The sequence below is a fragment of the Desulfosoma caldarium genome (assembly GCF_003751385.1).
Classification (GTDB): domain Bacteria; phylum Desulfobacterota; class Syntrophobacteria; order Syntrophobacterales; family DSM-9756; genus Desulfosoma; species Desulfosoma caldarium.
Genome location: NZ_RJVA01000009.1, coordinates 229,531 through 242,860, shown reverse-complemented (window position 1 = coordinate 242,860; position 13,330 = coordinate 229,531). Strand labels below are relative to the sequence as shown.

General features: G+C 58.0%; 13 protein-coding genes. All 13 read right to left on the bottom strand.

Annotation, left to right across the window (positions count from 1 at the left end; translation table 11 throughout):
- Positions 1–75: 75 nt before the first annotated feature.
- Positions 76–1,188, bottom strand: coding sequence for a glycosyltransferase (locus EDC27_RS01740; RefSeq protein ID WP_211334738.1), 1,113 nt, complete (start codon positions 1,186–1,188; stop codon positions 76–78).
- 16 nt (positions 1,189–1,204) lie between these two features.
- On the bottom strand, positions 1,205–2,335 hold the full coding sequence (locus EDC27_RS01735; protein WP_211334737.1) for a glycosyltransferase: 1,131 nt from the start codon (positions 2,333–2,335) through the stop codon (positions 1,205–1,207).
- Positions 2,332–3,519: a glycosyltransferase gene (locus tag EDC27_RS01730; RefSeq protein WP_123288890.1), complete on the bottom strand. Its 1,188-nt coding sequence runs from the start codon at positions 3,517–3,519 to the stop codon at positions 2,332–2,334. Before EDC27_RS01730 ends, EDC27_RS01735 begins: the two co-directional genes overlap by 4 nt.
- Positions 3,516–4,847, bottom strand: a complete 1,332-nt coding sequence (locus EDC27_RS01725) for an O-antigen ligase family protein (protein WP_123288889.1) — start codon at positions 4,845–4,847, stop codon at positions 3,516–3,518. The genes EDC27_RS01730 and EDC27_RS01725 overlap by 4 nt, the downstream gene beginning before the upstream one ends.
- A gap of 192 nt (positions 4,848–5,039) precedes the next feature.
- A complete protein-coding gene (locus tag EDC27_RS01720) occupies positions 5,040–6,176 on the bottom strand; it encodes a glycosyltransferase family 4 protein (RefSeq protein WP_123288888.1) in 1,137 nt (378 codons plus the stop codon).
- A gap of 2 nt (positions 6,177–6,178) precedes the next feature.
- A complete protein-coding gene (locus tag EDC27_RS15740) occupies positions 6,179–7,279 on the bottom strand; it encodes a glycosyltransferase family 4 protein (protein WP_170161513.1) in 1,101 nt (366 codons plus the stop codon).
- Positions 7,280–7,326: 47 nt separating this feature from the next.
- Positions 7,327–8,415: a glycosyltransferase family 9 protein gene (locus EDC27_RS01705; RefSeq protein ID WP_123288886.1), complete on the bottom strand. Its 1,089-nt coding sequence runs from the start codon at positions 8,413–8,415 to the stop codon at positions 7,327–7,329.
- Positions 8,412–8,726: a glycosyltransferase gene (locus tag EDC27_RS01700; RefSeq protein WP_245994153.1), complete on the bottom strand. Its 315-nt coding sequence runs from the start codon at positions 8,724–8,726 to the stop codon at positions 8,412–8,414. The genes EDC27_RS01705 and EDC27_RS01700 overlap by 4 nt, the downstream gene beginning before the upstream one ends.
- A complete protein-coding gene (locus EDC27_RS15865; protein WP_170161511.1) occupies positions 8,692–8,925 on the bottom strand; it encodes a hypothetical protein in 234 nt (77 codons plus the stop codon). The genes EDC27_RS01700 and EDC27_RS15865 overlap by 35 nt, the downstream gene beginning before the upstream one ends.
- Positions 8,922–9,488, bottom strand: a complete 567-nt coding sequence (locus EDC27_RS01695; protein ID WP_123288884.1) for a glycosyltransferase family protein — start codon at positions 9,486–9,488, stop codon at positions 8,922–8,924. The genes EDC27_RS15865 and EDC27_RS01695 overlap by 4 nt, the downstream gene beginning before the upstream one ends.
- A complete protein-coding gene (locus EDC27_RS01690; protein WP_123289144.1) occupies positions 9,485–10,642 on the bottom strand; it encodes an ABC transporter substrate-binding protein in 1,158 nt (385 codons plus the stop codon). The genes EDC27_RS01695 and EDC27_RS01690 overlap by 4 nt, the downstream gene beginning before the upstream one ends.
- Before the next feature lie 66 nt (positions 10,643–10,708).
- Positions 10,709–12,007 (bottom strand): phenylacetate--CoA ligase, encoded by a 1,299-nt coding sequence (locus EDC27_RS01685; RefSeq protein ID WP_123288883.1) that lies wholly within the window; start codon positions 12,005–12,007, stop codon positions 10,709–10,711.
- A 14-nt stretch (positions 12,008–12,021) separates the two neighbouring features.
- Positions 12,022–13,329, bottom strand: coding sequence for a phenylacetate--CoA ligase family protein (locus EDC27_RS01680; protein WP_148045634.1), 1,308 nt, complete (start codon positions 13,327–13,329; stop codon positions 12,022–12,024).
- Position 13,330 lies beyond the last annotated feature (1 nt).

Sequence of the window (13,330 nt, the reverse complement as noted above, 5' to 3'; positions counted from 1 at the left end):
TTCCACACGCTTCGAATCCTTTTTGCCAAAAGGGATGTGGCATAGGGTTCGCTGCAGCCTCGGGTGGCGTCGGCCTCAGGGAAGCTCTCCCAAGAGCACCTTCAGATACAAGCGGGCACTGTTTTCCACCGTGTAGGGTTCCACAGCTTGTCGCAGCCGCTCTTTATCGGGCGGGTGATCCAGCATGTCAAGGATGGCTTGGGCCATGGCTTCGGGATCTCGCATGGGAACCAGAGGGGCCACGGTGCCGTCCTGAAGGATTTCTCGTGGACCGCTGGGGCAATCGGTGGCCACCACGGGTGTCCCCAGAGCCATGGCTTCGGTCAAAGCGTTGGGGGATCCTTCCCAGATGGACGACAAGACAAAAACGGCCGCTTTTTTAAGGTACGGATACGGGTTGGGAACGAACCCAGCCAGAAAGACATCCCGGGCGATGCCCAGTTCCTGGGCCATGGTTTCAAGGCTTCGACGATGAGAACCATCTCCGAGAAGGATGAGCCGGCATGGTCTTGCGGTTCGAACCTTTTGAAAGGCGTGAAGCAAGGTGGGAAAATCCTTTTGGGTGGTCAGCCGGCCCATTCCCACCACGACGGGCGTGTTTTCATCGTCAAACCAAGGATGCCCCACAGGCTGCGCCGCCTGTTCATTCAGGTGCGGCGTGATCACCGGGTTGGGAAGGACGATGAGGGAATCCAGAGGACGACCCACGAGGCCTTGAAGGTCGTGGGCGACCCCTTGGGAGACGGCCACAATGGCATCGGCCTTGGGGTAAAAGTAGCGAATGGGCAAAGCCCATGCGGCCTTGTGCCATCGAGATTTGTGCCTCATGGCCGCGGAAATGGTCGTTCCCAGACGCAACACGATGCGGGTGTCTGTTTTGGCCAGGGCTCGAGCCATGACGGCCACTTGATTGGCGCGGTCCTTGGCGGCAAGGAGGGCGGCAGGGCGAGTTGTTCGAAGGTAAAGCGCCAGTCGTGGAAGGCTTTGCAGCGTATGGCGCGCGCCCAGGGACCGCAACGGCACCGACAAAGTCTCGGTTTGAAGATAGCGGCTTCGGGTCTTGACGGCCACAATTTCCACGCCACCGTACAGATCTCGAAGCCCTTTCGCCAGATGAAGCATCATGCGCTCCACGCCGCCCTGGCCGGAAAAGTTCAAAAAAAGCGTCAAAGGTGGTTGCGTGCTCACGAACTCTTTCCTCATATCAAATCGAAAGGGACCCCGAATATCCCAAGAGCTGTAAATAGGCGTCGGTGGCGGATTGAATATGGTAGCGTGCCACGGCGCCCATGAGCGTTTCTTTGCTGGGTGGGTGAGCCAGGACACGGGCCATGGCCTGGGCCAATTGGACCGGCGACTTGACGGGGACCAAAGGGCCGTAGCGTCCGTGATCCAGAATCTCCCGAGGGCCACTGGGACAATCGGTGGAAACCACGGGTGTGCCCAGGGCCAGGGCTTCCATGAGCACCACGGGAAGGCCTTCACAGGTGGAGGAGAGCACAAACAGGCGAGCCTTGGCCATGTAAGCATAAGGATTGTCAACGAAGCCCGGAAACCACACGCGATCGGCGATCCCCAAGTCGTGGGCGAGTTTTTCCAGAGCCCGTCGTTTTTTTCCTTTGCCGAGAATCACCAATCGGCTGTCGGTGTGACGGCTGAGCGCGGCAAAGGCGCGAAGCAAAGTGGCAAAGTCTTTTCGCTCACACAGCTCTCCCGCACCCAGGATGACCGGAGCCGCATTGGAAGCGAACCACGGATGATCAATGGGCTCACGACTCAAAGCATGGATGGTGTCGGAAACCACCGGAGAAGGTAGCACACGAACGAAGCCCTGGGGGAACGACGCGATGGTGTGCAGATCTTCGGCCGCGCCCTGAGAAGGCACCGCGACGGCATAAGCCCTGGTGTACAGATGCCGAATGCTCCAATACTGCAGAAGGCGGTGGACAAAGCCACGGCCTTCGAGATTCTTAGAGACCGTGGTCCCCAAGCGCACGACGAGCCGTCCTTGATATCCGGCCATGGCCGAGGCGATGAGAGCCGTTCGGTTCACGCGGTCCTTGTCGCACAAAAAGGCGTCGGGATTATCGGAGCGTAAATAATGGACCAGCTTCAGGAGACTCGATTGAACATGGCGGGTTCCCAGGGCCACCACCCGCACGTTTGCAGGAACGGCCTCCAGGTATGGCCCATGGCCCTGCACGTGAAGCAGATCCACGGTGACAGGCCGCTTGGCCAGTTCGGCGATAAAATTCTTCATGATGCGGTCCACACCGCTGTGACCTGATGTGGCCAAAAAGAGGGCAAGCCGCCATGGGGACGGTTTTGCCTTCACGGGTTTCGCTCCAATATTCCCGAGCTGTCCTGCGTCGCGCATGGCCTCTTGGCCGGTACCTTTGCTAGGAGCCCAAAGGCTCTGAGATATTCATGAGTGCTTGCGGCAAAGGTATAGCGGGTGACGGCTTCTTTAAGAAAAGACGGCTGGGGCGGGTTTTCCAGAGACTTCAGCATGGCCTGGGCCATAGCGTGAGGGTTTCCACAGGGTACAAGGCGGCCGTAGCGGCCGTCTTGCAAAATTTCGCGAGGGCCGCTGGGGCAATCGGTGGCCACCACGGGAGTGCCCATGGCCAAGGCTTCGATCAGCACATTGGGTGAGCCTTCCCATAGAGACGACAGAACAAAAAGTTGTGCATGGGCGAGATAGCTGTAAGGGCTTTCCACGAAACCGGGAAAATCCGTCCATGGTGCAATGTTCAGGGATCGCGCCAAGGCCATCAGTTTATCCCTCAGGTGACCTCGACCAAGAATAAGAAGCCGAGCCGGTCTTGTTTGCACCACGATGGCAAAGGCTTTAAGAAGCGTGGGAAAATCTTTGGCTTTGCGAAGTCCTCCCATGCCCACCACAACGGGAACCTCTGGAGATGACGCATAAAAGCGGTGCGAAGGCACGGGCGGCATTTCTGAGAGCATTTTCGGAGTGACCACGGGATTGGGCACCACATGGATCTTTTCTGAAGGGATCTTGAAAAGTCGAAGGAGATCCTGGGCCACACCTCGAGAGACGGCAAGGATGCCGTCGGCCTGCGGAAGAAGACGGCGAAGAGGCCGCAGGTGCCACCAGCCGATGAGTTTTGAACGGTGGTCGTATCGAGCCGAAAGGTTTATTCCAACACGAATGAAGACCCGAGTGTTCGTCTTGACCAGCCGCACAGCCTCCAGGACTTCTCGGTCGCTTCGTTTTCCGGAAAGAACCACATCCGGAGCATTTTCGGCCACATACCGGCCAAGGCTTCTCGTTCGATCTCGATGGGATGCCTCATGGATGACCAGGCGCCGCACCTGCATAGGCAACCGGTCCAGGTACGGAGCCGTCATCGTTCGGGTAATGAAATCCACGGCGCAGCCCTGTTCACTTAAGCCTTGCGCCAAATGAACCAGCATCTTGTCGTTGCCGCCGTCTCCGGCCGAAAAGGTCACCACGGCGATGCGCGGAGGCCGGCTTGAAGGGTTCATGGTCATGGGCTCGATTCCTTCTCAGCGTGAGGCCCATGCATCCAAAGGGGTTTTGCCGCAATGAGCCCTGCAAGAAAGTTCCAGAAGAATCGCCAATCGGGATGCAGACTTCGAAAGTCAAATAGGGCCCAAAGAAAAAGGTAGATGAGGGAAGCCAATGAAAAGAGCCCCATGGGCGTGCTCAAGGCCCCTTTTCGCCATGGGCGCCGGACGCTCAAGAAAAGGGATCCATACAACCAGAGCCAGAGCAGGCCGCCCAGAATGCCGAAATGAAAAAGCACTTCCAGGTGCGTGCTGTGCAGGTGATCCCACCATTGCATTTCACCTTTCCAGTTGGGGGCTTTGAGGGTTTCTCGGCCGCTTTCCTGAATAAACCGCTTGGATGTGGCCGGCCCGCCGCCCCATAGCGGTCTTTCGAGAAGGCCTTCCCACGCGAACCGATAGAGGTGGGCACGGTAGCCCGCCGAATCCTGGGCCGGCCGAGAGAAATCAAACGACCTTAATTGCAGCAAGGTGTTCTTTTCCTCGATCCATCTTTTTTCCAGCAGAGGCCGATTCACCACCGTGATGGCGACGAGGAGCATCCAAAATACGAGAAGGCCTTTCTTGAGGGATTTGGGCGGCTTCTGCGAGTCATTCCCAATGCTTGTCAGGAACAGGATGGCCGTCACGATGAGCGCCGTGGCGCCAAAGGCCAAAAAGACACCTCGTGATTGGGTAAAGAAAAGTGATTGCCCGAGAATTCCGAGGAGTGCGGCCCACAGGGCGGTCCAGAGCCCGCGAAAACGGCGTGCTTGAAAAAATGACGGCGCAAAGCACACCACCGCCCAGAGAAAGGTCCCCGCGTAGAGTCCAAAGGCCAGGATGCGCAAGTGAAACCCGGTGCGCATGCCCTGGTAGGCGCTTTCCAAGGTGTGCAGGTCCGCGACCCGCAAGATGCCCACAACAAATCCCGCCAAGCCGACGGCCAGCAAGCGGCGGCACAGGTTTTCATCCCCTCGACACCACCAGGCCACCACGGGAAACAGCAGAAGCCTGGCCCATCCCCAGAATCCGTCCACATGATATGCGGCCCATTCCGGTTTTTGCCATGCCGCCACGGCGGTTCGGCACACGAGGTAGCCGAGGAGCGAAGCCCATGGGAGAAAAAGCCAGCGCGCTCGATGAAAACCGTTGGAAGGGGCTTTCACAAGATAGAGCGCCACAAGGGTCCATAAGGCCGCCGTGGCCGCGGTGGTGCTCAGCAACGCCGTAAAGGCAAAGATGTAAAGGGCCACCGTGGCGGCCTTATCCAGGGAGTCGGAATGGCGCAGGTGTGAAAGGTTCATGGCCATGAATGGATCGTTTTTAGCCCCCTTATCTCGTCGGCTCGCTTTCGTCTTCCCGTCCAATGCTTAGAAATTTTTCTAAGCCGATGCTGCACACTAGGGCGGGCACTATAGTCGACTTTTGATCCCTGAAGCAACCGGCTTTGAACCAGGGCAGCGCTCACGAAATGTTTCTGCGGCGCACCTTTTCCCACAGCCTCATGATTTCCGGTCGTGTTCGGACGCGGAGTTATTGTTCCAAAGCACCTCTTGCAGTCTACGCGCCCGGCTTTCCCAGCCGAAGCGAGAAGCGTCCTTTTGAGCCTGGATAGCCATGCGATGAGCTTCTTGAGGATGTTCTCGAAGAAACCGTACGGCTTCGATCCAGGCCTTTTCGTCGTCAGGTGGAACACAAAGTCCGTTTTGTCCATGATGAATGATTTCGCGAATGGGTTCCAGATCGCTGACGAGAATGGGTCTTCCGGCCGCCATGGCTTCAAAGAGCTTCATGGGGCTGATGGAGCCCGCATGGGCCAGATGCCTTTGATAGGGCATGACCACAATGTCGGCCTGTTCCAGATATCGGGGAACTTTCCGATGCGGAACAAAGGGCACGACCTGAAGACGATCCGTCTTTGGACGGTCTTCCAGGACTCCCACCACGGTGACGCGACAACCGGCCCGCTCTGCGAGTGCTTCCAGAATGTCGAGGCCGCGATCCCGGCTGATTCGACCCAGATACATGACGTGAGGGTTGGTCAAGCCGGAAGGGTTCCATGGAGCCATGTCTTGAAACAGGGAGAGATCGGCGCCGCATGGGCAGACATGAATGCATGCAGGGGTCACGCCACGATCCATAAGGCCGCGGGCCGCCGCATGACTGATGGGAAAGAAATGGCGCAGAAGGCCTCTGGCATGGGCTTCCAGAAGCCGCTCCAGCGTGCCGTGACGGCATAAGGCGTCCATGTCATGCACTTCAAAGCTGTGAGAAATGCCGCGTCGTATGAGAACCAGGCTGAGATCGGCCGATCGGGTAAACACTGCACGGGATTGCCGCAGCGTTTTTTCATACTTCCAGAAAAAAGGGGCGAACCCGATGGGCTTCCACAAGGAACGCAGACCCGCGTGGGCGCGAATGTCAAGGGGCCGCGTCACGCCGTGATGTGCGAGAAGCTCTTCAAGGCTGCGTTGTCCTTTCCACGGAGGCAGATGCAGTTCCACGGGAACGCCGATGCGCTCGAGACCCTCCACGGTTTTCAGCGTCTGAATGACGTTGGCTCGAGGCCGATGCAGGCGCGCTCTGGAAAGGTAAACCATGGATGCGGGTCGCTCACTCGGATGACGGTTCGATGCCATGCTCAGAGATCCTTGAGGATTTCTCGGTAAACGGCAAGATTGCCTTGCACCATGGCTTGTGGGGAAAACTGCGCCTCGACCAAAGTGCGTCCGGCTTCGCCCATGCGTCGAGCTTTCTCAGGAGACTGCAGCATTTGAAGAATGGCCGACAGAAGTTCTTCGTCCTTTTCGGGGTCGATCAAAAGTCCGTTGAGCTCATGATGAACGACTTCGGGAATGCCGCCGGATCGACCCGCCACAACGGGCACTCCGCTGGCGGCCGCTTCTAATAGGCAGACCCCCAGCCCTTCCATAGTGGCCGGATGGACCAGGAGATTTAAGCATGGAAAAAGGCGATCCATGTCCTCACGGAATCCCAAAAAATGCACGTGGCCAGAAACCTTCTTCTCTTGCGCGCGCCGCTGCAGTGCCTTGAGTAAAGGCCCCTGGCCAAAAAAACAAAAATGTGCTGTCGGATATTGTGCAATGACGGCGGGGGCCACATCGATCAGTCGCGCGTGCCCTTTGCGGGCAATGAGTTGGGCCACCGTGCCGATGAGAAGAGTGTTTTGGGGAAGGCCCAGGTCTCGAAGCACTTTGTCTCGAGGGTAAGGGTTGGCAAACCTTTTCGGTTCAATGCAGCTTTTGACAATGCGGATTTTTTCCGCCTCGACACCTTCCCTGCGCAAAACTCGAGCGATGGCTTCGGAAATGGCAATGATGCGATGATAGAAACCGTATTTGAAGCGAGCCAAGACGGGGTTTTCCGGGTTATCCACGCGGCGCGTGATGACCGATGGAATGTGCCGAGCCGTGCCCATCGGTCCTGTCCACCAATCGGCTCCTCGCCGGCTGTGGGCGTGCACGAGGTGAGGTCGCCATCGGTGAGTGGCCTGCCACAAAAACCACGGCAGCCGTGGATCCAGTTCCCCGGCGATGGGCAGAGGCACCACCGTTGCATAAGGGCCTGCGGCGCGAGCGATGGCGCTCTCTTTCGGAGCGCACAGAATGTTTTCTACTCCCGAAGAGGCCAATCCTTGAAGGAGCAGCAGAACCTGATAGGCGCCACCGTAGAGATGGCGCCCTGTTTCCACGTGCAGCACGCGCATCGATTCACGGGCCATGGTGCGTGACGGTTTCCATTCGAAGAGGTTCATTGTTGGAGGCAAAATCAGCCCGGGGCTTTGGCAAGGTTGATGTCTCTGGCGGCGTCCAGAAGCCGGCGTGCTGTGCTCATGACGTCGTCTTCCTGAATGGCCGCCATGCACGTGTAGGCATGGCCGCATGTGGGGCGACGGCGGCACGGGGAACAGTGCATGGGTTTGTAGAGAACCACGGCGTGATGGGATCGCGTGTTGACGTACGGGCATGTGGCGCCAAAGAGGGCGATGGTCGGCCTCTTGAGGGCGACGGCCATGTGGGTGAGCCCCGTGTCCACGCCGATGACCAAACGTGCCCCTTGAATAATGGCGGCACTTTCCAAAAGGGATGTTCGTCCGGCAAGATTCACCGTAAACGCATGGCGTCGAGCCAGCGCATCCCCGGCCGGCACGTCATTGGGTCCTCCCAGAAGCACGACGGAAAGGCCAAATTCTTGGAAAATCTTATGAGCCAGACCGGCCCAGCGCTCGAAAAGCCAGTGCTTTTGAGGCCTGGTCGTAAACATGGCAAACACGGCATAGGATTGGGTCCCTACGGCATGAGACACGAGGTGTCGCGCTGTCCGGGTATCCTTTTTGGGGATGAAGATTCCCATGGGGTAGGCGTCCCGCAAGAATCCAAGGCGTCGCATCATGTGTTCGTATTCTGTGGCTATGATGCGCGTGCGGGGTCCCTTGGAAAGGATTTGGGTCATGAGAAAGCTGCCCGGTTCTTTGGAGGGGAAGCCGATGCGGTGCCGTGCCCCGCTGAGGACCGCCAGTAGCCGGCTTCTCAACAATCCCTGCGCATCCAAGGCTATATCGATTTTCAGGTTTTTCAGCCTTTGGCGAAACTGCAAGACTTCCCGAGCCAGAGCGGCCAGGCGCCGAGATTTCATGAGTTCTTTCCATTGCGATTTCGGCCAGGCCAGAACCTGGTCCACGTGTGGCTGGGCTTGAAGGAATTCCACCATGGACGGTTCCACGATCCAGGCCACGAAGGCGTCTTCGCAGGCCTTTTTGATCGTGGCGGCCATGGGCAAGGCCATGACCACATCGCCGATGGCACTGGGCCGAATGATAAGGAAACGAGGACAGGATGGCAGCGCCAAAGCCTTCACTGAACGAGCCTTTCGTCGAGTTCCTCGTCCTGCGCCACAACACGGTCTTGCAGAGAGAACGTCAGCACCGTCTTTATCCCGTTTTCGCCAAGATCCCTTTGCGGAAGAGGGTCTTTAAGCACCCGAAGCATGCTGTGGGCCAGCGCCACAGGGTGCGCGATGGGTATGAGAAGCCCGTTCTGGTTTTTCGACATGAGCTCCTCAGCTCCCACCGTTATTGTGGACACCGCCGGAGCCCCGTGGCTCCAGGCTTTCAGGATCACGTTGCCAAATGGTTCATGACGCCAAGGGCACACGAAAATATGGCTCATTCGGAAAAAAAGGGGCCGAATTGTTCCGCCAACCGTCCTGGCGCACGCGAGAACCCAGTCCCAGGGCGCCGCTGTGTTTCTGCAGAGCCTCTTTTTCCGGGCCATCTTCGGCCATGATAAATACCGTTGGAAGTGCCGAGGGCATTTCACAGAGCACGGAAAAGGCGGACAGAAGATCACCGACTCCTCTTTTGGTCACGAAGCGTCCCGGAGAAAACACGATGCGCGCCTTTTCTTTTTAGGAATGTGCCACTGAAGGCAACGTTGCGCCAGGTTTTCTGTAGAAATTGGCGCGGGTGCGGGCCCAAAATTGGGAATATGGAAGACCCGGTGGGGTGAAAGTCCATGGCGCACCAGGTCGTCGCGAATGCCTTTGGTGTTGCCGATCCACCCAAGCGTATGCGTGTTGTCACCCGGAATCTTGACAGACCTTCCCAAACGGGCCATGTGCACGGCGGAGGATGTTCGAGGAATCCTGGTCAGGCGTGTGGCTTGGCGCATATGGGTTTGCGCCACGGCGTGCGCACGGTGCCTGATCAAAGCCCGAAGCTTTAAGGTCGAAAACGAGTCCCATTCGGTGCGCATGGCCACGTCGGGGACCGACACCGCAGGATGCAAGAATCGAGGGACCGGACTTTTGGGGCGCCCCACCACAGCCGTGTTTTCGGGCCGTTTCGCCAAGACGTTGACCGGCCGAATGAAAAAGCGTTCCGCGCCCCCCAGTCCTGGACTTTCAAGAACGTGTGACGACGAGAGGGTCATGGAGTGACCCGTTTCCAGCCTCCGTTGACCACCTGGACGATCTCCAGAGAATCCACATCCAAACCGTTGTGGTCTTCGGCGCTGAGGTTAAAGATTCCGCTGATGCCCACATAGCCTCGAGTCTGCTCGATGGCCGTGCGCAGTGCCGCGCGGTCCGTGCCCGCTTGGCGCATGGCGTTGGCCAGAATCATGATGGCGTCCCAGGCATAGCCACTGTGGGTGTTGATGGGATATTGCCGATCGTAGTGGTACACGTCCTTATATAAGCTGATAAATTCCCGAATGACCGCTTTTTGGGGATCGGTGTCGGGAAGTTGGTCCGCCACCATGAGTTTCGTCGAAGGCATATAGGTGCCTTCGGCCGCCGATCCGGCCAGCTCCAGGTACTTGGGGTCGGGCTGTCCGTGGCATTGAAACAGGGGGATGGTGATGCCCAATTGCTTCACGTTCTTCGCCACGCGGGCTCCGGCCGGCCCGATGGTCCAACAGATGATCACTTCCGGCGCAGCAGCTTTGATTTTGACAAGCTGCGTGGTCATGTCCGCGTCGTTCACGTCAAAGGCTTCGTTGGCCACGATTTGAATGCCGTGTTCCGGCGCCAGTCGGGTGAGCCATTCCAGGCCGTCCTTGCCGAAGCCGTCCGTGGCCGTCATCAAGGCCACCTTGGTCCAACCCTTAGCTTTGAGAAAGTCATAGACTTTGGTGACGGCTGTGGAGGTCCGTTGAGGCGTCTTGAAGGTCCAGGTAAAGGGGCCGTATTTGCCGCCGGCAATCACAGGATCCCCTCCGATGGTCATGATCACGGGAATCTGTTGCTTTTCGGTGTAGGCCTTGACGGCCATGCCCGTTCCTGTGCGGGTCGGGCCGATGAGCGCCGTCACCTGGTCCTTTTCCACCAGCCGTTTGGCCACCAGAAGGGCTTTGGTGGGGTCCCCTTCCGTGTCGCCGATGACCAATTCCAAGGGTCGCCCATTGATTCCTCCTTCCTTGTTGATCTTGTTGACCACCATATCGGCCACAAGCTTGGTGGGCGTGCCGATGGAAGCCGCCGGGCCTGAGAGGTCAAAAAAGGCCCCGATTTTGATAGGATCGGCCGCCTGAGCGGGCACGAAACCCAAGAGCCCGATTGTCATGGCCACCGTCACGGCAGCCATAGCCTTGAATGTGCAGCGCCCCGCCTTCATGACTTCCTCCTTTTATTGGTCGATCGTCCTGCCGGCTCAAATTTCCTTGATGCGGTGGTCGAAAACTCTCTTGGTCTTTCTTTCCGTTCGGGGAAGCGTGCCGTAGTCCACCACCTGAACGGTGCAACGGACCAGGATCTGTCGGCGAATTTCCGACTCGATGGTTTCCTTGAGGGCCTGGTCCCTTTCTGCCGGCCATCCTTGGGCCCGTTCCACCTTGAGGATCATCACGTCTCGGCCGTCTTCTCGATGATGCAGGTGCACCTGGTATTCACTGCCCGCCCCAGGGATTTGGGATAGCACATGGTCGATCTGTCCAGGGTAGATGTTGACGGCACGAAAGATGAACATATCATCGGAGCGGCCCAAAATATGGTCATGGCGAGGCAGAGGATTACCACAGGGGCACGGTTCCGGAATGAGTCGCGTGAGGTCCCGCGTGCGATAGCGAATCAAGGGCGAGGCTTCCTTGCGCAGTGTGGTGACCACCATCTCACCCAATTCTCCCGCAGGCACCGGTTCCAGGGTTTCCGGATCAAGAATTTCCAAAATATAGTAGTCGGCCCAATAGTGAATGCCTTGATGCGCCATGCATTCCAGTCCTGTGCCCGGGCCGTAAAGTTCTGTCAGGCCGGGAATGTCAAACATGTGTTCCACGCCCGTGATGGCCTGAATGCGCTGGCGCATGCTGCGGCTGTGGCGCTCGGCACCGAAAATGATCTTCTTGAGGGCGATCTGGTCTCGAAGACCGCGCCGTTCGATCTCTTCGGCCATGAGCAGAGCCATGGAAGCTGTGGCGCAAAAGACGCTGGATTGAAGATCCACAAGCATCTGGCAGTGAATGTCCGTGTTGGCCGGGCCAACCGGAACAGCCATGGCCCCGAAACGTTCGCAGCCCAGCTGAAATCCGACGCCGGCGGTCCAGAGCCCATAGCCCACGGCAATCTGCACCCGGTCTTGGCGCGTCAATCCGGCCATTTCAAAGCAGCGGGCAAACATGGTAGCCCAATCGTCGATGTCTTTTTGCGTATAACAGAGAACTTTGCGTTTGCCCGTGGTGCCCGAAGAAGCATGGATGCGGACGATTTTCTCAAAAGGCACGGCTCGCAAGGGAAAAGGGTAACCCGCTTGCAGATCATCGGCCGTGGTGAAGGGCAGGCGCCTCAGATCGTCCAAAGATCTCATGTCATCGGGCGTCACCCCGGCAGCGTCCAGCCGCTGCCTGTAAAAAGGCGAATTGTGATACGCGTGCTGAACGGTCCACCGCAGCCCCTGAAGCTGGATCCTTTCCAAATCTTCCAGACTGGAACGCACCGGCATAAAACTCAAGATCATGGAACGAGCTCCTTTCACGGTTCCATTTTTTCCCGAAAAACCGTCTTGTATGTCAATCCCTCTTGAGGGAGCTTTTCAGCCGAAACGTCCACAACGCGCACGCCAAGGCCCAATTCCCTTCGAAGGTGGCTTCGAATCCTTTCCACGCGTGCCGACTTGCTTCCATTGGGCAAGGCCTTAAATACCGCCCACAGTTCCAGACTGTCTCCCAAACCCATGCGAGTCCAGATGACCAGGCGAAAATCCTGAATGTTCGAATCGGCCTCCCGCACAAGGCGTTCCACGCGCTGAGGACTGACGGGAATGCCGCGCACACTCACACGGTGATCCGTGCGGCGAAGGACGGATGATAGGCGCACGGTGTTCAAACCGCAAGGGCACGGAGTAGGGTCCAGCGTCACCACATCGCCCGTGCGATAGCGAATGAGCGGGTAGGCTTCTGCCGACAGGGTGGTGATGACCAATTCCCCTTCCGTGCCCGGCGCAACAGGAGCCCCCGTGACGGGATGCACCACCTCCACCAGGAAGTGCTCTTCCGCCACATGCAACCCGCGCTGCGCGGGACATTCTCCCGCCAGCCCCGGTTCCACCATTTCCGAGACGCCGTACAGGTTATAGATGGGTAGGCCGAGTTGGCCTTGAAGACGTTCCCGCAAAATTTCAGGCACGGCATCCGGGCCCAGGACCATGAGTTTCAAGGAAAGATCGAGGGATTCACGACCCTGATTTCGCTCTTCCTCCAAAGTGTCCAGAAGATGCAAGGCAAAGGACGGCGTGGTGGCCAGCACCGTCGAACGAAAATCGCGCATGATCTGGAGCTGCAGCTTGGCGGAAACGGTAGCCGAAGGCGCCACGGTGGCACCCAAAGCTTCGGCAGCCTGATTAAAGGTCATGGCGCCGGGAAACAGACTGTAGTTGAACGCCACTTGCACAATGTCCCGTTCGTGAATCCCCAGGCTTTCAAAGAGCCGAACCATTAGGGATTGCCAAAGGGCCACGTCCCTGCGGGTGAATCCCACCACGATGGGACGCCCGTCTCGGCTTGAGGCGATTTTCAGCCGCACCACGTCTCTCAAGGGCACGGCAAAAAGGCCGTAGGGGTAGTGGTCTGCTAAATCTTCGCTGGTGGTGAAAGGAAGGCTTTGGAATTCCTCGTCGGTTCTGACATCTTCGGGAACGAGACCCAGAGCGTCCAGTCGGGCTCGATAAAAATCCACGTGAAGGTAGGCCCGGTTTAGGATCATCTGCAACCGTTCCCGCTGCACCTGGCGTAGTTTGTCCCTGTTCGTACGACCCGGCTCAGTTGCTCGCCCGTGCGCCACC